The organism is Pseudomonas sp. NPDC096950 (assembly GCF_044762525.1).
Taxonomy (GTDB): domain Bacteria; phylum Pseudomonadota; class Gammaproteobacteria; order Pseudomonadales; family Pseudomonadaceae; genus Aquipseudomonas.
Window position 1 is genome coordinate 140,007 of record NZ_JBIWEL010000002.1, and the last position, 20,030, is coordinate 160,036.

Consider the following 20,030-nt stretch of genomic DNA (forward strand, 5'->3'; position numbering starts at 1 on the left):
CATCGTCACGCCTGCTTTCTGATGGCGACCTGAAGGGCGCCGAGAGTTGTTTTTTGAGCCGCCAATGCGGGATAGGCGGACAGGATTGCGCTGGTGCGTAAGCCATCAGGGACGCGCCGAAACTCATCCGAGTACCAATGCTCCTGGATGCCCATTCGCAGGCGCTCACGTAGATCCTGCTGCAATGCAGCTGCGAGGCTTTCGCTCAGGTCCAGACGGATGGAAAGTGCTGTTTTCATGGCTTTTTCCCTGATTTCAGGCGCAATTTGCCCAAACCCACACGCAAGCGGTGGTGTTATTCGGTCAGTTGAAAGGGGCTATTGGTTGGAGCTGAGGGGCGTCGACCAGGTGTTCAAAAATCAAGGCGATGGGAATGGCGAAGGATTTGCCGCTGGCTGGGTCGGTGACTACCGCGACCGATTGGCTGCTGCTCTTAAGGTTGAGGTGGCGCTGGCCACCGCTCGAACGCAATTCACCGAATGCCAAGCCCGTCAGTGTTTCGGCGAGGCAGACAGGCACTCCCAATGTTGTCTGCAGGTAGGTGACGGTGCGGTTGAAGAGCTGCTGGTCATTTTCCAGGTGTTCAGCCTGGTGGCGTCGCATGTAGCAAAGCGCGGCGGTTTGCATGGCGGCACGGTATTCACGTTCGGGATTCTGCGCGGTGTTCATCAGGCCGTCTCCAGTCCAAGTAGATCCATCTGTTGTTCGCCTTCCTTTTTCATCGCGTGCCGGCGAATTGCGACAGGTGCCACCGGCAGGCAAACGGAAGGGTTCGGCATTCCTGAAGGACTCATCTCGTGAGTCATTTCGAACTGAGCCCGCACAGACCAGCCGCAGGCCTCGTTGATGCATTGCAAGTAGGCAATACGCAAGAAGATGTGCGTGCCTTCACTGGTTCGGATGCGCATTCGCTCCCGGCAGTGCGGACAAACCAGCTTGTAAGTACTCACTTTTTCTCCCCGCCGCGAGTTGCGGCCATCGGCTAGTGCCGAGAATTGGCGGTGCTTCCTGCACCTACGTTTAATCCTGTCTGCCCGGGTTTTCCCGGTGCAGGACGATCACTGCGGTGATCTCTTCATGCCTGGCCGCAACGTGCACACGGTGCGCCGCGAGAATGGCCTGCACCTCGTCGTCCTGGATGACCCCATCTTCAAGAGCCTTGGCGATGATGGCGTCGACCAGCCCCCGCTTTACTGCGGTGTTGATTGAGCGGGCATACAGGTCGATGTTGTCGAGGTGCCCTGCTTCAGCGACAGGGACAAACACGCCGCCGTACAGGCTGCAGACGAAGTCCGGCAGGTGAGAGGTGCCGGCTTGCGATTCCAGAAGGCAGATCTGCTCATCAGTTAAAGGTCTGCTGCCGGCATTCTCGTAAGCGTGGTTGTCGAACTTCTTCACCGACATGCCCAGGCGCGGAGCGGCGCAATCACGGCCGCCTGGGTACGCGCAAATCACTGCGCTAACGACCTGCCTACGTGTTTCTAGAACGATGCGTTTCATCTTCTGGTTTCTCACCGGGACCACTGCAATTATTTTGATATCACGCCGTCTTTGATTCCCAGGAGTACAGCTGCTCGTCGGGCCTCACCTCGCACGCCCTTCTTGCGACCGTTCAACAAATCGCTGACCAAATTTTTGTTCAAGTCATGTTGCCGACAGAACTGCGCAATGGTGATCCCGTTGCGGTCAAGGTCTGCGCGGGCTTGCTCGGCTGTAAGGAGGACGGGCATAGTGTTCATGTGTGTTCAATCGTGTTGTGTGTGCCATCATTATGCCCAAAACTTTGGCTGTGTAAAGCGATGCATGCCAAAAATTTGTGTGTCTGGAGAATCCTTGGATAAGACTTTGGGCGAGAGGCTCCGGGAAGAGCGCGACCGACTTGGCAGAAATCAGAACGAGTTCGCTGATATAGGCGGTGTTAAACGCAACTCCCAAGGCAATTACGAGAATGATCGACAGAGGCCGGACACGGCTTATCTGTTGGCGATCTCGAAAATCGGCGTGGACGTGATGTATGTGCTTTTCGGTCGGAGGGACACGGCAGCTGGAACGCAGACCACCATCGAAAATGAGGTGCTTAACTGCTTCCGTTCGTTGAGTCCTGGTGATCAGATTGTTGTGCACCGGGTGGCTACCGGGCTGGCTGAAATGGCGGCTAAAGAAGCGCAGGGCACGCTTCCATTGGAGTGAGCCTGCATCAGCTTCTGTAATGCAACCATACGAAAGACTGCTCACCAGGGGCTTCAGAAAGTCGCGATTTGGCCGATTCTCTGCGCCTTTTAGGAGTAGCGAGCATGTTGGATCGAGGCGTTTTGGAGCAGCTTGAACAGGACGTTCGGGACAGGGAGTGTTCCGCACCTCAGCTGACGCAGCTTGAGTGCATTCTGTTGGGCATGTATCGGAAAATGTCGGAGGCGGACAAGAGCCACCTACGACGCTTGGCGGAAATGATGGCCAATACGGAGTAACTCCTGGCCAATCTCCCGCGCCCCGGCTGATCATGCCGGGGTTCCTGTAGTAGCTGCAGCGTTCTTGGCCTGCAGCCGCTTGTATTCCCGCTCCACCGCACGCTGTGCCGACTTCTTGCTCTCATAGAGGTGTGTCAGCCTCTTCGGCTTGCTCTGGTCACCCTCAGTAAGCTTTTGCTGCTTTCCGCTTTTCTTGTCGCGGTACCACGCGACGATGCCCGAATAGTTTTTGGTGTCGTCGGCTAGTTCCGCCACCTCGTCGCCATCCGGCAACTTCGACTCGAGCTCCAGGCTCGTGGTGAATGAGTCCGACGTGAAACTGTGTTTGACGTTACCCCCCAGCCAGATGATGTCTGCAATTTCCTGCTTGATTCCTGTCAGGGAGTAGGTGAGCTCCGGCGTTAGATCCGGACGACCGCGCGCCAGCGAGTAGCTGAGCGTCGCAGTTCCCCGCTGCAGCTTATTCCACTCTGCCCTGGCAGCGACCAGCGCACTTTTTTGGTCAGTGTAGGAGTGCCGCAGGTCCTTGATGTTGTCTCCGCCGCCGGATAACGCTGACTTTTTCTCGGCGCTGTTTACGTCGTAGTAGAACGCCCGCACGCCTGTGTAACTGTCTCGATCCGCTTGCAGAAAACGGTGCTGGTCACCGTCACGGCGGGTCAGGGTGATGTGCGGCAGGTTCAGTCCGCTGGCGCTGGTTGCATTGCCGATCGGCATGAACAGTAGCTTGTTGGCTTTCACTGTAGCGATCGCATCATGCTCCTGCCCCAGTCGGGAGAGCAGGTTCGCGTCTGACTCATTGGCCTGATCAAGATGTACCAATTTGATCGCGCTGAGGGCGGCGCTTACCAGCGGACCAAGGCCGTAGGCACCCGCAATGGCTTGCACGACCGACTCAATCGTTTCGTTATGCCAGCTTCGTTCCCGCTTGACCTTCAGCCCCGCACTAAGGTCCACGCTGCGTGCTCGGATGTTCAATTGGTCCGGCGCGCCGCTGTGTTCTGTCTCGTCGACGGTGTATGAACCTTTGTCGACCAAGCCGGTATCGCTCCAACCAAGCCACAGGCGCAGGGTTGCGCCTTTTGGTGGAATGACTAACCGGCCATCATGATCCGACAGCGTCACGTCCAACTGATCAGCAGCAAGTCCGCGGTTGTCGGTCAACTCGATGCTCATCAAGCGTTTCTCGATGGCCGCTGTAATGTCGCGGCCGTCGACCTCGAGGCGGCAGATTGGGCGCGGGTATGCTTTCGCTTCCCGCATCGAAGCCTGCGCGTCATTCAGATAGCCATCAATCTTGCCCAGTACCTGCTCGATCACAGAATTTTCCTCAGGACGTTGCCGGCCGTGCTGATACCGGCACCGAGTAGGTCGACGCGCCCGTCATCGATCCGCTTGAGCGCAATGGTGAATTCAATTCGCCGTGCTGCGCCGTCCTGGAAGAACAGGGTTTTTGTCTCGCTGATGTTCTCAATCACCCAGATGCCCATGATCCTCCCGGTGCCTTCGATCAGCGGCCAGGCCTTGCCGGTATCCGCCATGGCGCGAAGGGTGTCCAGGCTGAGCGGGCTTCCAGCGAGCGCCGGCAGAAGAACTCCAGGCATGCTGATCGAATCCTCGCCACGGCCCAGGAACTGGCGTGAAGGATTGGTGCCAATACGGGAGGTGGAGCCATGACGCCATTCTGTCTGCCGCTGCAGCTCCTGATACGCCAGGGTTTCGAGGCTGAAAATGAACATGCCCAGTGACATCATCATGTCCGTTTACTCCTGGTCATAAAGGGCGCTGCGGCCCTTGGCTTGTTTTGCGTGCTGCCGCTTGTCCAGTTCTGCCGACACGGCTCGCGCGATCGCAGCGGTATCCATTCCTGGGGCAGCGTGAATGTTGATAACGATTTGATCGGGCGCCATCTGCATCGCCGCTGGAGCTGCTGCCGGACTAATTGGCGGGCGGTTGTCGACCGCGATCGCACCTTGAGCGCCGCCCATACCGACGGCGATCGCACCCACTTGGGCCAGTCGTTTGCCTATGCCCATGATCGAATCGAGCATGCCGCCACTTTCAGCTTTTGCCCCGGGCACGGATGCAGCTGAGTTCAGAGCGGCGGTGGTTGCCTCGGGCATTGCAGCCGCAGGGTTGAGAGCTGCGCCCGCGTTGGTAATGGCACCGATGGTGACAGTCCCTGCTTGAGTCATAAGTTCGCCCACGGCCTTCACTGCTTCCATAGGCCCGCTTTGGCCTTCAGCAACGCCCTGCGCCAACCCGGCCATGGTGAAGCCGCCAAGTTCTGCAAAAACCCGGGAGGGGCTGTGAATACCCAGCTTCTCCTTGAACCAATCGACAGTGTTGCTGCCGGCATCAGAAATCGCCGTCTTCACCGAACCCATGGCGTTCGTGATGCCGTTGACGAGCCCCGCGATGATCATTCCCCCGAACTCTGTAAATTTGCCTGGCATCTCGACGCCCATATAGTTCATCACCGCCGAGAAGGCCTGATAGATCAGCCCAATGGGGCTGAAATTGGCGAGTGTCTGCAGGATCCCGCTGATCCCGCCGCTAAAGCCCAGCTTGATTTCGGCCCACGCACTAACGAAGTAAGCCTTCACCTTGTCCCAGTTCGCATAGATCAAATACGCAGCGGCCGCGATTGCAGTGATGGCCAAGCCAATTGGGTTGGCCATGAACAGTCGGCCAACCCCCATGAATGCCTGACCGACAAAGGGCAGAACCTTCGAGCCCAGGTTGAAAAGCAGGCCGATCACAGAGGGCAGGCGGATCCCGATCAATGACAGCCCGTAACGCACGGCGAGGAAGGGGCCAAGGGTTGTGGCCAGTGCGAGGGCAACGGTGCTGAAGCCGATCGACATTGTCGCAATACCGGCGGCTACTTTAAGGATGCCCAGCACCAGTCCCGGGTTCGCGGTCGCCCACGCATTGACGCGCTCCAGGACACTGTTAAATCCGGTGACCAGTTGAATCAGTGCTGGCCGGAGGGTGGCGCCCAGGGCGCTGCTCAGGTTGAACATTCGGTTCTGCGACATTTCCCATCGGGCCGACAACTGGTCTGCGCGGATATCGCCCTCGCGCTGCATTGAACCATCGCGTTTTGGCGCGTTGTCCGCCCCGTTCACCAGGTCAAGCTGTCGCCGATACTCGCCAATGTTGGACGCCAGTTTCGCGGCATCGTCGCCGTATTCCTTGCCGAACAGCTGGGTCATCACGCCGAGCTGCTTGTTTTTTGGCAGTTTGTTTACCGCTTCCAGTACCTTCTGAATGGTGCCCGTTGCGTCCTTGCTCATGCCATCCTGGACCGCTTTCGCTTCCAGCCCGATCGATTTGAGGCCAGTGACAAATCGCTTGGGTTGTTGGGTGGCGATAGCCAGTTCTCGAATCATCGCGTTGGTGGCAGTCGCGGCAATTTCCGACGATGCCCCGAGTGTCAGGAACGTTGAGCCCAAAGCGGCCGCGTCCTTGAACGACATGCCGACCGACGCAGTAATACCCGCTGTGCGCTGCATGACGTCAATGATGTCCCCACCCTTCGACATCGCGTTGTCGTCGAGGTAGTTGATTGCATCGCCGAGTTGGCTGACGTTCTTGATGGGCAATTTGTAGAGACTGGCGATTCGCGCCAGGCTTTCGCCGACCTGGTCCGCAGGTAACTCAAAAGCCGTTGCGGCGGTCGCCGCGACGCGTGCGAACTCCAGCAGGTCGTCTTTGCCCTGGATACCCATTCGTGCGCCGCCTTCCACCAGCGCCGCGATATCGGTAGTCGCCATGGGGATAGTTTCGGACATCTTCTTGATGGCCGCTCCCATGTCGTAATAGGTTTGGGTGAGCTGGCCGTTGTCGTCCCGGGCGCCGTTGACCTGTTTGGCTACACCCGCCATGGCATCTTCGAAACGGGAATAATCTTTGACCATCCCAACGATCGGCAGGCCGACCGCTGCACCCACCGCCCCTGCGCTCGCGCCGGCTACAGCGGCGTTGCCGGCGAGCTCTTTGCCCTTGGAATAGTTTCTCTGTGCCTTAGAAACCCGTTCCTGCTGTTTGGCGAGCGCAGAGAGGCGATCTTTTTGAGCCTGGATGGCTCTATTCGCCGCCTCAATCTCGGTTTTAAGGCGGCGCTCGGTGGTGCCCAGGTTACGGGTGTCAGCACCGGTGGATTTCATGAGGGGGATCAGACGCTGCAGCTCCGATCGCTGCGCTGCGTGTTTGTTGGTTAGCTTTTCCACCGAGGTGGAGGCGTTGACAAACGCCTTTTGGAAAGCAGCAGTAGGGGCGTCCATCTTCTGCAGTTGCTCACGCAGGCCGCGTAGTTTGTCCTGCGCCTTGGCCAATTCTTCGGAGGATTGGCGGACGGCTTCCTTCTGACGGGTATAGCTGGAAATGTTGGACTGCTGGGCGTTGAGCTCCTTCAGCTGGTCCCGCGCCGCTTTCAAGGCGCGTGACGTAGCATTGCTCCCTGCGCTGATCTGTTTGAGGGGCGCGGTGACCTTGTCGATCGCCGACAGCAGAAATTCCAGCCGCAGCTTGTCAGTCATCCTTCGCCCCACTTCGTTTACGAGCGCGTTCGCGCCATTCCATCAGTTCGGTCAGGGTGAGCGGATCCATCTCCGCTGGCCCCCAGTGAAAAATCACGGCGATATCCGCCATTGCGTCATCTACGCAACGAGGGATGCATCCACCTTCGCCGACTTCGGTAGCAAAAAACCGGCGACCTCGGTGGCCATCTGCACTAGGTCAGCCGGATCCATCAGGCCAATGTCGTGATCGGTCAGGGTCGGCGTGGTGATACGCGGCAGCACCTTGCGCAGTGCGAGTACGTCCATCTGCAGCAGGTCGGTCAACGAGACGCCGCGCAACTCGCCGGAGACGGGTTTACGCAGCGTCACCTCGGTGATTTCGGTCGAGCCTCGGATGATCGGCGTGTCCAGGGTGATGACTGGACGGTTTGGGTTTTTCTCAACGGAGACGTCTGCAGCTTCGTTTTTTTCAGGAGTTTTCATGTCTGTAGCCTTTGCGATAGAGGCGCCGGACGAGCCGGCAGGGAAAGTCGAACTTACAGGCCGATCGCCTTACGGTGTTCTGCCAGCATGTCGGTGCCATCGACTTTAAAAATGAAGTTGAGCAAGTCGATTTCGACCTCTTCATTGCCGTCGATCGTCAGCTTGTAATAGCTGCAGGTGGTGGTGAACTTGTGCTCGGTGTCTTCACCGCTTTCCGAGTCGCCCATGTCGATTTCTTCGTGGCGACCGCGCACGATGACCTCAACGGCCGAAACAGCGCCGGTGTCGTCGCGCTGGATAGAGCCAGCCCAACGCAGCATGACGCCACTCGCGGATACAGCACCGTACTGGCGCAGCGCTGTCAGGTCCCAGCCACCGAGAGTCCACTCCAACTGGATGCCGTCGTCGCCATGGCCCAGGTCGACCTTCACCGCGCCATCCATACCACCGCCCCTGAAGGCTTCGAGCTTGCGGGCGAGTTTGGGCAGGGTGACGCTCTTGCACGCACCGACGTAGCTGACGCCGTCGTTGTACAAGTTCATGTTCTTGAGTTTTTTGGGCAGAGCCATTTGGGCGCTCTCCTAAAGGCGCGGTCGAAGCCGCGCGAATGAATGAATATCAGGCGTTGACGCGGCTGGCGAAGTCGATCAGGTAGCGATCGGTGATGCGCTGGCGAAGGTTCAGGTTTTCCAGTGGTGGCACCGGCGTGTAGTCGTAATCCAGGTACAGCTTGCCGGCCTTGAGGGTGTCCTTATCGTTGGCGGCTTCGTCGTACCAGCACTCGCCGCCGATCAGGTAGCCAAGGCGTACCCATTCGCGGAACTTGGCGTTGATACCCTCGACGATGTCGCGCACCAGACTTGGATGCATCGGCTTGTCGATCGCCCAGAATTGGCCTTCGGCCATGGTGTCGGCCAGTACCTGGGCGGTGCGGGTGTAGTTTTCGAAGGCGAACAGGGGGTCGTCACTGCAAGTGCGGGAACCCCAGAAACGGAAGCCTTCGCGACGAATCAGCGTGGTGACATCCGCCGCGTTCAACAGGCCCGCGTCGGTGGCAGGGTTCTGCAGATCCCAGTAAATGTCCCGGCTCAGTCCTGATACGCCGTTCACCGCTACGTTGGAAAGGGTTTTGTGCCAGCCGACCTGCTCATCGAGTTTGGCGCGCAGGCCCAACGCTCGGGCGATCGCCGATGCCGGCGCATCAGTGTTCAGCGTGGTGTCCCAGTTCACGAAGTCCGGCCAGATGGTCATCAGCTCACGGGCACCGAAGTTTTCCCGGTAGGCGATGGCGTCAGAGACTGTCTCGCAGTCCCAGGCACTGGCGTAAGCGAAACCACGCAGCTTCTGTGCGGTCAGGACGAGCTCAGTGGCCACCGCCAGCGAGTCGAGACCAGGTACGCCGAGGATGCGCGGCCGCACGCCCAACTGCGCCTCCGCAGCCAGCAGTGCCTTGAGCCCGGTGTACTGACCGCCAGCAGTGACTCCACCAATCACATTGGTGGTGGTCGCGGCAGCGTCCGCACCTTGGGCGACACGTACAACCACGGTGACTGGGCTTGCCTGGTCGGCGATGGCATCCAAACTTTTAGCGAGCGTGCCCAGTTCACCGGCCTTACCACTTGCGGTAAGCACGTCGGTAAGCAGAACAGGGCGGTTGAGTGGAAACGCGACCGGGTCGGCATCTTCGGCGGTGCAGACCATGCCGACGACGGCGGTTGCGACGGTGCGGATCGGGCGGGTGCCTTCGTTGATTTCGACAACTCGGACGCCGTGGTGATAATCGGTTGGCATGGGGAGAACCTGCGCGTGGGTGGCAATGAAACGCAGGGTGACGCGCGCGCGTTGATCGGACGAGCGTGTAGGTTTGTACAAAAGGGATCTACAGGCCGCAGGAACAAAAAACGCCCCGTAGGGCGTTAGCTGATTTGTTGCGCAATCCAATCCGGTTTGGCGGGCCGACTGGCGATCTCCGGAAAACCTGAATCGGTAGGCCAATCCCGCAACGCCTGGACATAGTCCAGCAACTCGCCGGATTGTGCGGTGGTCAGCGTTGTCGGCCGTGCTGAATCCACTTCGTCGCGGTGCCGCTCGCGCAACCATTTCACGCTTTCAATCTCGGTGTCACGCCACTGCCTGGCCCGGGCTGCCAGCTCTTCCGTGGAGGGCTCAGGCAAATCGACCCAGGCCAGGTTGCCATCTTCCAAACCGAGGACCTTGTTGAACGGCGCGGACTGCTTCCAGTACTGCGCTTTTTCCTGATCCGTTAACTCGCGTGCGTCTAGCGGCCATCCACCTTCCTGCTCGTAAAACGCTTGATCGTCCGCCAGATAAAACCCACCGGTGGACAACGCAAAAAACACTTTCTGCTCTGACATGTCTAGCGCCCCAAAGAAATCCATTGAGCATTAAAACCACCTGACGATTTAACCCCGGTAGTTGATTTGTAGAACGGCATGGTGAACCCGCCCAACACTGTGCCCGTGGACAGATACGCGGCATCTGTGTTTTGTCCTGACAGGGCGATAGTGATGATCTCCAGGGCTGAGTACCCCAGCGGATAGTTCACGTTAATGTCACCGCTGGCATTCACCGCTGCGGTGCCAAAGTTGATGATCAACCCCCCCGGCACGTCGGGGATGCGGATGTAATCGTTTTTCCCGAACGAACGCTTGGCAAAAATGCTCATGATCGCCGCGACCGTGGGCACCAGCGAATCACTCAAGCCAGCCGCCATCTGCGAGGCCGTGGCCAGCTGAATCAGACCAGCCAGACTAGTGGTCGCTGGCTTCACCTGGGCGGCCACCGCCTGTTTCACGCCCAGGGACGTCACCGGTTTGGCGTTATCCGCCCCAGCTTCCGCCTCAGGCTGCGTGGCCGAAGCAATGCCATAGCCTGCCAGGCTGGTCGGATTGGTACCGGCAATGACCCGGCCAAACTCATCGACCGAGACACTGCGGAACGTGCCCGGGGCGATACCTGGGTGGCCGGCGATCATTTCAAATTGCAGGTCGGTGGTGCCCAGCGTAATTGGCGCATCGGTCACCAGTTGCCAAACGCTGTCGTGGTTGGCCGTGCCCTTCTCAACGTGGACGAACAAGCCCGGGGTGACTTCAATGCTGGTGTCGGCATCCAGCGAGCGCGGCCACGCGCCATTGGCGACCACGTAGATGCCGTTGGTTTTGGGTTGCGCCTGATTTTTCACCAGCACGCGAGAACCCGCGCTGACGTCGACGCCATCAATGACTTGTGGACCACTGAGTACAATCGGGCCTGTGGTGGCCACCACTACCGAATGCTTGAAGTCCTGCTTGTTCAGTTCGTCGACGATTTTTTGATCCACGTATTCGCGGGTGGCCAGCACCACCGCCGGGTCAATCTTGAGGGTGATGCTGCCGGTGCTGGACACGATCAAATTCATGCGCACGATCTGAGTGCGGCCGGAGCCTTGCGACAGGATCGGTTTGAAGCTCGGCGCGCAATTGGCCACTGCCACCAAATCACCGTCCGAGTCGTACAGACCAATTTCGCGAATCCACTTGCCGCCTTCATCAGCAGGAATAACCTGCTCGGCGATAATCACCGCTGCGTTGGCCGGGTCGACCTTGAGCTGATTAAGAGGGCGTCGGCGCCACTCGTTGATCAAGCTGGTTTGTGCCGCATTGGGAATTGGGTCGGTGCCATTGGCATCGCCCACGCCCATCTCGGTGATTCTCCAGGGAGCGCCAAGTGCGTCAGCGTTAGCCTGCTTTGCGATCCCCACATTAGTGAGGATTGCGAAAAACTGAGAGTTCGCATCAATCATGGTAAACGTCCAGGGTGTCTATGGAGTGTTCGCGCCCCACCACACCGAAATGACCCGTGACTTCAATGTCACGCATCACAGGCGGGTACACGTCGATTTCGTCGCCCTCATAAAGGACGACACCGATATTCAGGTTGCCTTTGGATTCCAGGCTTATTGCCAGCCCTGTCAGATGCCGGCTTACGGGCTTGGCATCGTCGATCAGGCGTTCAAGCTCCTGATACATCTCTTCGGTGATGCCCGTGTCCAGTACGCCGACTTTCAACTCGAAAGTTCCAGGTGTGCCCGCTGGCACGGTTTGCCACCATTCCAGGACATCGATCAAATAACCGAGAGGCTCCACTACGCGCCTCAGCGCACCGATCGTTCCTTTACGGGAATGAATAAAGTAGGAGCCTTTGATGACTTGGCGCTTGGTAACTTCCGACCAGGCGCTGTCCCATCGATCTACGGAGAATGCCCAGGCGAGATAAGGAAGTAGCTGTAACGGGCACCGATCCGGATTTAACAAATCCCTGATCGGAACCGGTACGCGCTCAATCTGCTTAAGTGACTCGGCCGCCAGCCGTTCAAGTTGTGTTGCGTTCGGTGGCAACAGGCTCGTCATGCCTGTGCTCCAACGGCAATGCTAAACCCGGTGCAATACGCTGCTTCTGCCTCGCTTGGAGAGATATCGGTCCAGTTGTGAAGCACAACTTTGCGTACGCCTTCGACATGCAGGGCCGCATGAATCGCCGACTCTGATATTTCTACGCCCAGGCGCCGGCGTTGGCTTACGAATGCAGAGAGTCGTGCTTGTGCTGCTTCGCGGATTGGCTCGGCTTCGGGGCCTGTGGTGGCGAGATAGAGGACGGCATCAATGCTGTAAGGCAGTACGTTTGCCGATTGCACCGTCAGCCGGTCAGCAACAGGTCGCCGGTCCTCATCGCTGAGGTAGTTTTTGACGACGTTCAGCAGCACCTGGTCAACGCTTCCGTCTCCGATCAAACCTTGAATAGTGACGACTACGACCGCCGGCGACGGGCTTTCAGCGGTAGCGTCCGCCACCCGGCCGTCGGCGCTGCGCGCGTGCAGGATGTAGCTGTTTCGTGGTCCTGCAGTTGAAAGCCCTTCCCATGCCATTTGTGCGCGTTCCCGCAAGGCGTCGTCTGACTCCATCACCGCGATGATCGGTGGCACTGCTTTGTTGTTACCCGGGGTGACGACCAAGCGCGCGACATTGACGTTGCCGGCGAGCTGTTCTAGATCCTTGCCCTTCGCCTTGGCCAGCATGTTGGCCAGTGATGCTTCGTTCACGCGCTGACGCAGTAGCATCTCGCGATACGCGTTCTCCTGCAGGAGCTTGGTGAGGGGTTCTGACTCCACCGCTAGGGTTGCGGCAACTTCAGCTTGTTGTTCTGCCGGCCAGAGGCTGACTGCATACGCCTTGCGTTCGGCGAGGATCTGCTCGTAGTCAATCTGTTCGACAACTTCAGGATCCGGTAGCTGAGCCAGGTCGATAGGAGTGAATGTTTTCATGTTGTTGCTCCCAAGCTGAGGGGAACGCGCAGGCTCAACGGCTCGTTGGTGTCTACCAGACTGCCCTCGATGTCGAGCATTGCCTGGCCGGCAACATCACCCAATGTGAGTTGTACTCGACTCAGGTGAATCCGCGGCTCCCACCGCATCAACGCGATGGCCGTAGCCGCATAAGCCTGCAGTCGGGTTGCGCTGTTGAGCGGCCAATCAACCAGGTCAGCGAGCTGGCTGCCGTATTCGCGCCGCATCACTCGGGTTCCGATAGGTGTGGTCAGGATGTCGGCGATCGATTGCACCAGGTGATCGTCGCCGACGATGCTGCGGCCGGAGCTGCTGTTCATGCCGATCATGGGATTGGCCCTTGAGATGTCCCGTTACCTGCTTGAACTCCGGAGGTGCGGTGCTTGACCAGACTGATCTCTTGCGGGCCTGCGATGAAGTCCTTGGTCGAGGTCACCAATCCGTCTATCACGACATCGCCGGTGATATGCGTACCACCTGGTGCAATCAGAACGGCTTTACCGCCTTCCGGCAGCGTCGCGGTCAGGGTGTGGCTCGCGGTGTCGTAATCAACAATCGCGCCATCGCGATACCGGCGCCGGCGGCGGGTTGGCACGTTGTCTGGAGCAGGAAAGCGATCGCTGTACAGGCCGAAGATGACGAAGCCATGGGCAGGGTTACCGGAAAGCGAAAGCACCAGGCACTGCTCATCGATACTGGGCGGATCCCAGTCGCTGTCCTCGCCGGCACGCATGGCGAAGAACGGGAGCCAGTCAGTCAGCAGGCCACCGGTTTTCACACGGCAACGCGGCTTGACCGGATCGAGTTCGGCGATGGTGCCGGCACGAATCAGGTTTTCAAGGCGTCGAGTCAGTTCAGTAAGAGAGTCCATGCCGCCGATGTTGCAGGTCGCGCGTGCGAGCTGCATCGGCGGTGGGTTGTAGCGCGAGTGCGTACAGGAGTCGGTCAGCCGGTAAGGTGATCGATGAGCAGATTTCGGATGTTCTCCAACTCGTCGCCGCTGAATCCCAGCAGCTGCCGTGTTTCGTATTGAACATCCGCCTGGCCGCGTTCTGGCCGATCCTTGAGGCCGTACTGGTGAACCCGGGCAATGCGGCTTATACGCCCAACAAATCCGACCGACATGCCGTTTGTTGTGCTTTCCGTTCGCAGGTAACGGGCCGTTTTCAGCTTGCTGAACATCTTGCCCTTGATCCGGCCTTTTTTTCCACGCAGGTCCTTGGGTTTACGTGGTGCGAAGGCTGAGCCATCAGGATTACGCTGAGCGGTGATGCGTTTCGACTGGCTTCGACGTAGATCCCGGGCGACGGCGCCAAGTAGCTTGCGGCGTTCGCCCTCGTCCAGTTTGGCCAGTAACACTGAAACCCATTTTTCCAGTGCCTGTAGCTCATTGCTCATGGTTTTTCCCACCGTGCGATGAACTCGCCGGCGGCAGTCCATAGCTCAAGCCCGGGCATAGTGAACGGATCATCATCGACCACAGGCTCAGGTGGATGATCGACGACCAGTTTGCCGTCGTCTTGGCGTTTGACGATCACACGTTCAGTGAGCGGCAGCTTGATCGATAGGTCGACCTTGCTGTTGTCCAGGATATCGGCTTCGAAGGCGACGGCAGTTTTGCTGCGGTCGACGTTCTCCATCAGCTCGCGCTGGTTCACCAGGATCCAGGCGAACAGGGGAATGGCTATGGTGTCGGGATGGCCGGCGTAATCGGTGAAGATCAGGTTCAGCGTGTAGCTGTATTCGAAGGACAGCCCAAACGCAGCGGTGCTGCGCATGGTGCCGTTGTCGATGAACACCATCAGCCGGTCAGGATTTTTCTTCAGCTCTGGTATCGAGGCGAGCAGATGGGCGCGTAGCGATTCAGGTTTGTTCATGGCTTGCCCGCCTGGGTCTGCTGATGCTGGTAGATCATATCGACCTGCGCAGCGCATTGCGCCCAGTCGCTCTCGGTGACGTCCTGGTCTTTGAGGAGTGCGCCGTTCTTGTCCGGTTTAGTCGCCGACAGGGTGCAAGGCACCACGGCCGGACAGCCAGTCGCGATAAGCAGCGGCTCCGGTGATGGCGGGGCGCTCGCGCAACCGGCGAGCAGCGTCAGGGATAGGCTGATCAGCCCATAAGCGGAGTTCGGCATTCTCACGTTTCAAGTCCTCGATCGTTCGTTGACGGGTGGCAAGCCCCTGGCGCAACTGGTCTTGCACGCCGCGCAATGAGCTCTGGGCGGTCCGTTCTTCCTTTAGAGATGCCTGAAGTTGGTTGGCCGTCGCCTCGCTGCGCGTTGCCCTATCACGAGCGGCATCTGCCACTTGATTCGCCAGCTCTGCATTTTTATCAGCGACCTCGATCCGCTGGGACTGGGCCCAGACCAGGAGCGTGATCGAGCCGAGCAAAGCGATGCCGAAGAGCGCCTGGCGCAGCGTGCTCACGCGCGGTACCAGCCAGCGGCATTCATCGCGGCGACATCGAGTTTGCGCACGTCACCGCTGATAACAATCGCCTTCACGCCCGGTTTTGCGATGGCGATCGCCTCGCCGAGCTGTCGGGCCAGGTCATAAGACGAGTTCGCCGGCAGTAGAAAAATGTCGCCATCGGCGGGGCTGAGTTTGCGGATCTGTTCGTGGTCAATCATGCGGCCTCCGGAATGGGGCAGCCTGCAGCGTGACGCTGATAGGCGCGCTCCAGCTTGGTGTCGTAAAGATTGCGTGCGTAGTTGGGGCCGTTGTAGGCCTTAGCGAACGCCGCCCATTTCTTGCCTTTCAGCGCCTTGTGCAGCGCCGGGTCAGCTTCGATAAAGCGCACGAACGCTTCGAATTGCTCGTTCTCGTCGCGGGCCATTCGATCGGTGAAGTCGGTCACGCTGGGGTATCCAAGGCGCACGGCGTGATACCCCATCACCTGGAAGGCGCCCCAACTGGCCGACTCCAACGCGCAAAGGTCGTCAATCAGTCGGGCGTTCGCCAAGCGTTGGTGCTCTGCCGTTCCGCCGGCGTAACCACCTGCTTTCGGATTAACCAGGTTGGGCTGGGCCAGGGCCAGATGGTCGGCGTGGGCCATCAATTCGGTTGCATCATCACCAGGTGCGCGTGGCGTACCGAGCTGGCGATACATGATGTGTCGTTCGAACAGGATCTTCGGCTTGCCGTTGTCCAGGAACCCGCTGCCTTGGCTTTCGACTTCGTTGACCGCCATGATCGCGGCGAGCTCAACGCCCAAGCGCACCGTAGCGTTCACCAAATTGGAGTGCTGCAACAGATTTGAACAATCCGCGCCGGCCAGCGCCAGAGCGGTTTTCGAGCCGGCAATACCGTCAATTACCAACCCAACCTGACGCTGGTAATTACGCACGGCGGATTCGGTGGCATCACCGAAATCGCCATCGGGGTCCAGGCCGGCTCCGTGCATGTTGAGGCGCTGTTGCAGTGTGCGGACCTCTTGCCCGCGATCGCCGTGGCGCAAAATACTCATAGCTGATCCACCTTGCGGTTAAAAAACTGCTTGGCCAGTGCGCGGGTTCCCTCAACACCGAGCAGGCCAATCACACCGCCGAAGAACGGGCCAGTGGTGGCTGGAATTCCCAGCAGAAAGAGCCCATGGCTGGCCGCCAGCGCAAGGGCGCCGCACAGGGGAGCCTCAAGCAAAACCCGCCGCCAAGTGCCGCCGCCGTAAATGATCCGCAGAGCGGCAATTACACAGGCGAGCCCGCCAGCGTAGAAGGCAGGCCAGTTCAGTTCGAGCCAGGCAGCGAACCAGGCCCATGTATCCGGTTTGTCAGGCATGCGCGTGATTCCGCTGTCCAAAGTTGAAGGTGGTGGAGCGTCTGTTTGGGTTGTTCGGTGGCTCAATCCCATAGGTTCACCATTTGCAGCTCGGGGGCTTGTGGTGCGATATCCGGCAGGGCCACCAGCGTGCCGTGCGGAATGATCGTGCCTAAATCCGAGAGTCCTGGGTTTGCCTCAAGTACCGCCTCCGTGATGCCGGCGGTGCGGCCGTAGATCCGCCAACAAATGGCGTCGACGGTGTCGCCCTGGGTGGCATACACGGAGGTCGTCATCAGATGAGCTCCACGGTGGAATGACCGACGCCCAACAGATCGCGGATGGCGAAGCGGGCGTCGCGGCGGTACTCATCGACCGAAGGCGTCAGTTCATCGGCGTTCTTGTTGCCTTCGACGCTGGTGTCGTAGCTGCGATAGCGCTCAGCGAGCTCAGCACCGACGCTGCAGTAAATTGAGCGGCGATACAGGTGGACGAAGTGACTTTCGCCATTGACTTCAAACCCCGGCACGGCCGCGATGGTGGTGTATCCGTTCGCCACGTGGTTCGACTTCACCCGGGCCAGTTCACCGTTCACCTGGATCAGCGCATTGACGGTCACGACTTCAATGCGTGCGTCAGTGATGCTGCCATCCAGACGGATGGATCCGCGTAGGTGTACGACATCGATGTCAGGCCAGAACCCGTCATTGGTGATGACAAAGGGTTCGTCGGTGCTGCCGGTGGCAATAAATCCGCTCATGGTTCAGCCCTAAGTCGGCGGTGGCCGGGGCGTCACAGCAAGGAAAGGAGATAAACCTGCTGTTCAGCCCCGGGCCGCCGGGGTTGCGGGGTACGCTCGGTCAGCTCCCTGGTGCGGGAGCAATTCTTTTCAGGAGGCGTTCGGCGCCTTCCAGATCCTTCTTGCCGCCGCAGCTTTTGTTCAGCTCGATGGCGCGTTTCAGCAGTTCAATACCGGCCATTACCTGACCGGGTTGGCCCGGGTTATCGGCACTCAGGCCGGCCACGGTGGCGCGTCCTGTAGCCAGGTACAGCTTGGCCCTGGCTTCGTCCGGCATGTCCTGTTCGGCGGTCAACTCCATCGTCCGGTGCAAGATGGCCAAGTCGAAACCGCCACCGGTTTTCTGAGAGCTCAAGGCCGATTCGGCGACTTCTTCGGCGACCAGGCAGCCGGTGGTACGTTCGAAGCGATCGGGCATCAGCAGGTTGTGCTGCAACACGTACGCTGCGATGTCGAGCGCGCCGTCGTAATCGGAGGCATCCACTCGCCAAATCATGATGGTGGTGAGTACTTCGTCCTGGGCGCCGTTGCCCGCTGCCAGAACACCGTCGACGTAAGGCACGTAAGCCGGCAAAAGCTGCAACTTGAGCGCGGCTTTACCTTCGTTCGACTGGATCTGTTTCAGGCGCAGACGATCCTGCAGCAGCTGGGCCAGCTGCATTTCGTAGGCCGTCCCGCCCGCCATCGAAACGGCGGGCGAAGCGGCAGCAGCCTCCTGCGAGGCAAGCGCCTGCAGCCGGTGACGTTGAGCGAGGGAGAGGGCCATTGTTACGCGGCCTCTTCGATGTTTTCGACCAGGGCACCGAGACCGAAGTCTTCGATCACGTAGCCTTCGTTCGACGATTGATAATCGGCGATGCGATCACGCTCCGGCTCGTCCTTTGTCATGCGACGACGGCTGCTGATCTGGAAGTAGATCGACAGGTTTTTCAGCGTGGTGATCATGATGCCGCCGTCGATGAAGAACGGTGCGTCTTCGATCGGCAAGCCGCCCAGCGTGCCGTTGGCGATGATTCGCGCGGCTGCCAGTTCGTTCTCGTTGTCGGCGGCGCCTTCGATGTTGGCCAGGAACTTCGCGTGCAGCAGGTCTCGATCGACCAGGACCACCAGATCTGGACGCTTGCGGTGCCATGGGTCCAGCAGCTGGATGGCGTCGTAGACCAGACCGTCCAGGGTCTTGTAATCGCCATTCGGGCCGATGGTGACCTTGCCGGCAACCTTGCCGCTGCTCAGCACACGCTCTGGCGCGTTAGTGCGGTACTTCTGCAACCAGCCCACGTTTACGTCTTCCAGCAATGGGTGGGCGGTCCGATCGGTTGTCGCCGCAACGCTGGTGCCGTTGAAGCCGATCATGATGCGGTCGAGCGCCTGACGCTCGACGATGGCGCCGGACAGGCGAGCCTGGAAGTCCGGAAATTTCGCCCAAGCATCCAACAGCGCGTAAGGGATCGCGGTGTCGAAGTCGGTTTTCTTGCAGCTGTAAGTGTCGTTCTTGAGCGAACTCACGTCGCGAGGGTTTCGGGCGGCTTGGCTGGTGTCAGTACGGCCGGCAATGGTCGAGCCGACCCCGAGAATCACGGCCTCACCGTCTTTCTCGTCGACGCCCAGCACGTTGATTTTTTTCAGAAAGTCGCTGGACTCCTGAATAGCCGTTTCCAGCTTCTGCTGAACAGAAGGGGTGACGGTGAATTTTTCCGCCACCGATCCGACGGAGTTGATCGCGGCAACCTGTTTGGTGAAGCCGTTGAAGGCAAGTCGTGTTTCGTTACGCATGGTGTTCTCCTGGGGAGCTTGTAGGGGGCCGAAGTGATCAGTAGGTGGTCAGCACAGCGCCGTCGCCGCCGGTCGCGGCTGGCCGTTTGGTTTGGCTGTGGTCCTGGGTGTCACCCAGGCGCTTGATCAGTTCGTTGAACTCAGTGCAGAGCTTGTCCAGGCTGGTTTTCAGATCTGCGGAGAATTTCTTCTCAGCGGCCAACTGGTCGGGCAGATCCTTGACGTGCTCGGCGACGGCCTCAACGGCCTGGCTGATCTGAGCGAACTCGCCGTCATCCTTGGTCTGTTTGCCAGAGAGCAGGGCTTGCACCTTGCTGAAGAGTTGGGCGCCGAGACCGGGCTTATCTTCGATTTCTTCGAAGGTGAGTTCGGTTTCCACCGCCTCGGTAAACATCGAGGTCGCGGAGTAGTGGCGGTCTTTGAACGGACTGGCTTCAGGTTTCTGCGCTGAAAACGCGAGCACATCGGTACCGAGACTCGCGGGGGAATCGGTCACAGCGAGACCGACGATGTAGGCCTCGCCGGTGTCGGAAAAGCTGTCGTCGATTTCGATGGACGTATAGATCTTCTGTTTCGCCTTGTTCATGGCGATCAGGTCAGCGGTTGGTTCGATCTGGGCAAAGAGGGCCAGCTTGGTCTGGCCGTTGATCTCCACTTCCTCGGTCTTAACTGCCGTCACGTCGCCGTAGGCTTTGAAAGGGCTGTCAGGCAACAAGCTGCGGAAATGCTCCAGCCAGATCCGGGCGCCGTAGGTCGTCGGGTTGAAGTTTTTGGCAGCCTGTTCCAGCCAGCTGCGTTTGATGGTGCGCTTGTCCGAGGTAGCGCCCTCAACGGCGACACGGAACCAGTTGCTGCGAAATTTCTTCATGTCGGGAAATCCTCAAA

Annotated in this window: 31 protein-coding genes; 1 reads left to right on the forward strand and 30 read right to left on the reverse strand. The window is 59.1% G+C overall.

All coding sequences use genetic code 11. The features are described from left to right. Positions 1-5: 5 nt before the first annotated feature. From ACIQY3_RS05015 to ACIQY3_RS05035, 5 genes are all read right to left on the reverse strand, one after another. Positions 6-239, reverse strand: coding sequence for a hypothetical protein (locus tag ACIQY3_RS05015; RefSeq protein ID WP_403017810.1), 234 nt, complete (start codon positions 237-239; stop codon positions 6-8). A 64-nt stretch (positions 240-303) separates the two neighbouring features. Beyond that, positions 304-669 carry a hypothetical protein gene (locus ACIQY3_RS05020; RefSeq protein ID WP_403017811.1) on the reverse strand — a complete coding sequence of 122 codons (366 nt, stop codon included), beginning with the start codon at positions 667-669 and terminating at the stop codon, positions 304-306. Further along, complete coding sequence (locus ACIQY3_RS05025; RefSeq protein ID WP_403017812.1) at positions 669-950, reverse strand: ogr/Delta-like zinc finger family protein; 282 nt, start codon at positions 948-950, stop codon at positions 669-671. The genes ACIQY3_RS05020 and ACIQY3_RS05025 overlap by 1 nt, the downstream gene beginning before the upstream one ends. Positions 951-1,020: 70 nt before the next feature. Next, positions 1,021-1,500 carry a YmfL family putative regulatory protein gene (locus ACIQY3_RS05030; protein ID WP_403017813.1) on the reverse strand — a complete coding sequence of 160 codons (480 nt, stop codon included), beginning with the start codon at positions 1,498-1,500 and terminating at the stop codon, positions 1,021-1,023. A 29-nt stretch (positions 1,501-1,529) separates the two neighbouring features. Beyond that, positions 1,530-1,730: a DNA-binding protein gene (locus ACIQY3_RS05035; RefSeq protein WP_282481203.1), complete on the reverse strand. Its 201-nt coding sequence runs from the start codon at positions 1,728-1,730 to the stop codon at positions 1,530-1,532. Positions 1,731-1,833: 103 nt separating this feature from the next. Between ACIQY3_RS05035 and ACIQY3_RS05040 the strand changes: the two genes are divergently transcribed. Then, on the forward strand, positions 1,834-2,190 hold the full coding sequence (locus ACIQY3_RS05040; protein WP_403017814.1) for a helix-turn-helix domain-containing protein: 357 nt from the start codon (positions 1,834-1,836) through the stop codon (positions 2,188-2,190). A gap of 308 nt (positions 2,191-2,498) precedes the next feature. On the opposite strand, the gene ACIQY3_RS05045 is transcribed toward ACIQY3_RS05040, so the two are convergent. The 25 genes from ACIQY3_RS05045 to ACIQY3_RS05165 form a co-directional block, all read right to left on the reverse strand. Beyond that, a complete protein-coding gene (locus ACIQY3_RS05045) occupies positions 2,499-3,788 on the reverse strand; it encodes a phage late control D family protein (RefSeq protein WP_403017815.1) in 1,290 nt (429 codons plus the stop codon). Further along, entirely contained in the window at positions 3,785-4,225 is a 441-nt protein-coding gene (locus ACIQY3_RS05050) for a phage tail protein (RefSeq protein WP_403017816.1), read from the reverse strand. Before ACIQY3_RS05050 ends, ACIQY3_RS05045 begins: the two co-directional genes overlap by 4 nt. A 6-nt stretch (positions 4,226-4,231) precedes the next feature. Beyond that, on the reverse strand, positions 4,232-7,012 hold the full coding sequence (locus ACIQY3_RS05055) for a phage tail tape measure protein (protein ID WP_403017817.1): 2,781 nt from the start codon (positions 7,010-7,012) through the stop codon (positions 4,232-4,234). Further along, a complete protein-coding gene (locus ACIQY3_RS05060) occupies positions 7,005-7,124 on the reverse strand; it encodes a GpE family phage tail protein (RefSeq protein ID WP_403017818.1) in 120 nt (39 codons plus the stop codon). The genes ACIQY3_RS05055 and ACIQY3_RS05060 overlap by 8 nt, the downstream gene beginning before the upstream one ends. Positions 7,125-7,132: 8 nt before the next feature. After that, complete coding sequence (locus ACIQY3_RS05065; protein ID WP_403017820.1) at positions 7,133-7,477, reverse strand: phage tail assembly protein; 345 nt, start codon at positions 7,475-7,477, stop codon at positions 7,133-7,135. 53 nt (positions 7,478-7,530) lie between these two features. After that, a complete protein-coding gene (locus ACIQY3_RS05070) occupies positions 7,531-8,046 on the reverse strand; it encodes a phage major tail tube protein (protein ID WP_403017821.1) in 516 nt (171 codons plus the stop codon). A gap of 49 nt (positions 8,047-8,095) precedes the next feature. Continuing rightward, positions 8,096-9,268 carry a phage tail sheath protein gene (locus ACIQY3_RS05075; RefSeq protein WP_403017822.1) on the reverse strand — a complete coding sequence of 391 codons (1,173 nt, stop codon included), beginning with the start codon at positions 9,266-9,268 and terminating at the stop codon, positions 8,096-8,098. Between the two features lie 125 nt (positions 9,269-9,393). Beyond that, positions 9,394-9,852 (reverse strand): phage tail assembly chaperone, encoded by a 459-nt coding sequence (locus ACIQY3_RS05080; RefSeq protein WP_403017823.1) that lies wholly within the window; start codon positions 9,850-9,852, stop codon positions 9,394-9,396. Between the two features lie 2 nt (positions 9,853-9,854). After that, positions 9,855-11,279 carry a phage tail protein gene (locus ACIQY3_RS05085; RefSeq protein WP_403017824.1) on the reverse strand — a complete coding sequence of 475 codons (1,425 nt, stop codon included), beginning with the start codon at positions 11,277-11,279 and terminating at the stop codon, positions 9,855-9,857. Next, on the reverse strand, positions 11,272-11,886 hold the full coding sequence (locus ACIQY3_RS05090; protein ID WP_403017825.1) for a phage tail protein I: 615 nt from the start codon (positions 11,884-11,886) through the stop codon (positions 11,272-11,274). Before ACIQY3_RS05090 ends, ACIQY3_RS05085 begins: the two co-directional genes overlap by 8 nt. Continuing rightward, positions 11,883-12,797: a baseplate J/gp47 family protein gene (locus tag ACIQY3_RS05095; protein WP_403017826.1), complete on the reverse strand. Its 915-nt coding sequence runs from the start codon at positions 12,795-12,797 to the stop codon at positions 11,883-11,885. The genes ACIQY3_RS05090 and ACIQY3_RS05095 overlap by 4 nt, the downstream gene beginning before the upstream one ends. Continuing rightward, entirely contained in the window at positions 12,794-13,147 is a 354-nt protein-coding gene (locus tag ACIQY3_RS05100) for a GPW/gp25 family protein (RefSeq protein ID WP_403017827.1), read from the reverse strand. Before ACIQY3_RS05100 ends, ACIQY3_RS05095 begins: the two co-directional genes overlap by 4 nt. Next, entirely contained in the window at positions 13,144-13,689 is a 546-nt protein-coding gene (locus ACIQY3_RS05105) for a phage baseplate assembly protein V (RefSeq protein ID WP_403017828.1), read from the reverse strand. Before ACIQY3_RS05105 ends, ACIQY3_RS05100 begins: the two co-directional genes overlap by 4 nt. 74 nt (positions 13,690-13,763) lie before the next feature. Next, complete coding sequence (locus ACIQY3_RS05110; RefSeq protein WP_403017829.1) at positions 13,764-14,216, reverse strand: phage virion morphogenesis protein; 453 nt, start codon at positions 14,214-14,216, stop codon at positions 13,764-13,766. Beyond that, complete coding sequence (locus ACIQY3_RS05115; RefSeq protein ID WP_403017830.1) at positions 14,213-14,695, reverse strand: phage tail protein; 483 nt, start codon at positions 14,693-14,695, stop codon at positions 14,213-14,215. Before ACIQY3_RS05115 ends, ACIQY3_RS05110 begins: the two co-directional genes overlap by 4 nt. Further along, on the reverse strand, positions 14,692-14,928 hold the full coding sequence (gene lysC / locus ACIQY3_RS05120; RefSeq protein ID WP_403018133.1) for an Rz1-like lysis system protein LysC: 237 nt from the start codon (positions 14,926-14,928) through the stop codon (positions 14,692-14,694). The genes ACIQY3_RS05115 and lysC overlap by 4 nt, the downstream gene beginning before the upstream one ends. After that, positions 14,813-15,244: an Rz-like lysis system protein LysB gene (gene lysB, locus ACIQY3_RS05125; RefSeq protein ID WP_403017831.1), complete on the reverse strand. Its 432-nt coding sequence runs from the start codon at positions 15,242-15,244 to the stop codon at positions 14,813-14,815. The genes lysC and lysB overlap by 116 nt, the downstream gene beginning before the upstream one ends. Continuing rightward, on the reverse strand, positions 15,241-15,447 hold the full coding sequence (locus ACIQY3_RS05130) for a hypothetical protein (protein ID WP_403017832.1): 207 nt from the start codon (positions 15,445-15,447) through the stop codon (positions 15,241-15,243). Before ACIQY3_RS05130 ends, lysB begins: the two co-directional genes overlap by 4 nt. Next, a complete protein-coding gene (locus tag ACIQY3_RS05135) occupies positions 15,444-16,283 on the reverse strand; it encodes an N-acetylmuramidase domain-containing protein (protein WP_403017833.1) in 840 nt (279 codons plus the stop codon). Before ACIQY3_RS05135 ends, ACIQY3_RS05130 begins: the two co-directional genes overlap by 4 nt. After that, positions 16,280-16,594: a phage holin, lambda family gene (locus ACIQY3_RS05140; protein WP_282481162.1), complete on the reverse strand. Its 315-nt coding sequence runs from the start codon at positions 16,592-16,594 to the stop codon at positions 16,280-16,282. Before ACIQY3_RS05140 ends, ACIQY3_RS05135 begins: the two co-directional genes overlap by 4 nt. 62 nt (positions 16,595-16,656) lie before the next feature. Then, on the reverse strand, positions 16,657-16,869 hold the full coding sequence (locus tag ACIQY3_RS05145; RefSeq protein ID WP_403017834.1) for a tail protein X: 213 nt from the start codon (positions 16,867-16,869) through the stop codon (positions 16,657-16,659). Continuing rightward, positions 16,869-17,333 (reverse strand): head completion/stabilization protein, encoded by a 465-nt coding sequence (locus ACIQY3_RS05150; RefSeq protein WP_403017835.1) that lies wholly within the window; start codon positions 17,331-17,333, stop codon positions 16,869-16,871. Before ACIQY3_RS05150 ends, ACIQY3_RS05145 begins: the two co-directional genes overlap by 1 nt. A gap of 100 nt (positions 17,334-17,433) precedes the next feature. Beyond that, entirely contained in the window at positions 17,434-18,138 is a 705-nt protein-coding gene (locus tag ACIQY3_RS05155) for a terminase endonuclease subunit (RefSeq protein ID WP_403017837.1), read from the reverse strand. Between the two features lie 2 nt (positions 18,139-18,140). Further along, positions 18,141-19,145, reverse strand: a complete 1,005-nt coding sequence (locus ACIQY3_RS05160; RefSeq protein WP_403017838.1) for a phage major capsid protein, P2 family — start codon at positions 19,143-19,145, stop codon at positions 18,141-18,143. A 37-nt stretch (positions 19,146-19,182) separates the two neighbouring features. Beyond that, positions 19,183-20,013, reverse strand: coding sequence for a GPO family capsid scaffolding protein (locus ACIQY3_RS05165; protein ID WP_403017839.1), 831 nt, complete (start codon positions 20,011-20,013; stop codon positions 19,183-19,185). Positions 20,014-20,030 lie beyond the last annotated feature (17 nt).

Coding starts and splice junctions, on each gene's coding strand:
- ACIQY3_RS05015 (WP_403017810.1), bottom strand. CDS start 239: ATGAAAACAGCACTTTCCATCCGTCTGGACCTGAGCGAAAGCCTCGCA.
- ACIQY3_RS05020 (WP_403017811.1), bottom strand. CDS start 669: ATGAACACCGCGCAGAATCCCGAACGTGAATACCGTGCCGCCATGCAA.
- ACIQY3_RS05030 (WP_403017813.1), bottom strand. CDS start 1,500: ATGAAACGCATCGTTCTAGAAACACGTAGGCAGGTCGTTAGCGCAGTG.
- ACIQY3_RS05035 (WP_282481203.1), bottom strand. CDS start 1,730: ATGCCCGTCCTCCTTACAGCCGAGCAAGCCCGCGCAGACCTTGACCGC.
- ACIQY3_RS05050 (WP_403017816.1), bottom strand. CDS start 4,225: ATGATGATGTCACTGGGCATGTTCATTTTCAGCCTCGAAACCCTGGCG.
- ACIQY3_RS05055 (WP_403017817.1), bottom strand. CDS start 7,012: ATGACTGACAAGCTGCGGCTGGAATTTCTGCTGTCGGCGATCGACAAG.
- ACIQY3_RS05060 (WP_403017818.1), bottom strand. CDS start 7,124: ATGGCGGATATCGCCGTGATTTTTCACTGGGGGCCAGCGGAGATGGAT.
- ACIQY3_RS05065 (WP_403017820.1), bottom strand. CDS start 7,477: ATGAAAACTCCTGAAAAAAACGAAGCTGCAGACGTCTCCGTTGAGAAA.
- ACIQY3_RS05070 (WP_403017821.1), bottom strand. CDS start 8,046: ATGGCTCTGCCCAAAAAACTCAAGAACATGAACTTGTACAACGACGGC.
- ACIQY3_RS05075 (WP_403017822.1), bottom strand. CDS start 9,268: ATGCCAACCGATTATCACCACGGCGTCCGAGTTGTCGAAATCAACGAA.
- ACIQY3_RS05080 (WP_403017823.1), bottom strand. CDS start 9,852: ATGTCAGAGCAGAAAGTGTTTTTTGCGTTGTCCACCGGTGGGTTTTAT.
- ACIQY3_RS05085 (WP_403017824.1), bottom strand. CDS start 11,279: ATGATTGATGCGAACTCTCAGTTTTTCGCAATCCTCACTAATGTGGGG.
- ACIQY3_RS05090 (WP_403017825.1), bottom strand. CDS start 11,886: ATGACGAGCCTGTTGCCACCGAACGCAACACAACTTGAACGGCTGGCG.
- ACIQY3_RS05095 (WP_403017826.1), bottom strand. CDS start 12,797: ATGAAAACATTCACTCCTATCGACCTGGCTCAGCTACCGGATCCTGAA.
- ACIQY3_RS05100 (WP_403017827.1), bottom strand. CDS start 13,147: ATGATCGGCATGAACAGCAGCTCCGGCCGCAGCATCGTCGGCGACGAT.
- ACIQY3_RS05105 (WP_403017828.1), bottom strand. CDS start 13,689: ATGGACTCTCTTACTGAACTGACTCGACGCCTTGAAAACCTGATTCGT.
- ACIQY3_RS05110 (WP_403017829.1), bottom strand. CDS start 14,216: ATGAGCAATGAGCTACAGGCACTGGAAAAATGGGTTTCAGTGTTACTG.
- ACIQY3_RS05115 (WP_403017830.1), bottom strand. CDS start 14,695: ATGAACAAACCTGAATCGCTACGCGCCCATCTGCTCGCCTCGATACCA.
- ACIQY3_RS05130 (WP_403017832.1), bottom strand. CDS start 15,447: ATGATTGACCACGAACAGATCCGCAAACTCAGCCCCGCCGATGGCGAC.
- ACIQY3_RS05135 (WP_403017833.1), bottom strand. CDS start 16,283: ATGAGTATTTTGCGCCACGGCGATCGCGGGCAAGAGGTCCGCACACTG.
- ACIQY3_RS05140 (WP_282481162.1), bottom strand. CDS start 16,594: ATGCCTGACAAACCGGATACATGGGCCTGGTTCGCTGCCTGGCTCGAA.
- ACIQY3_RS05145 (WP_403017834.1), bottom strand. CDS start 16,869: ATGACGACCTCCGTGTATGCCACCCAGGGCGACACCGTCGACGCCATT.
- ACIQY3_RS05150 (WP_403017835.1), bottom strand. CDS start 17,333: ATGAGCGGATTTATTGCCACCGGCAGCACCGACGAACCCTTTGTCATC.
- ACIQY3_RS05155 (WP_403017837.1), bottom strand. CDS start 18,138: ATGGCCCTCTCCCTCGCTCAACGTCACCGGCTGCAGGCGCTTGCCTCG.
- ACIQY3_RS05160 (WP_403017838.1), bottom strand. CDS start 19,145: ATGCGTAACGAAACACGACTTGCCTTCAACGGCTTCACCAAACAGGTT.
- ACIQY3_RS05165 (WP_403017839.1), bottom strand. CDS start 20,013: ATGAAGAAATTTCGCAGCAACTGGTTCCGTGTCGCCGTTGAGGGCGCT.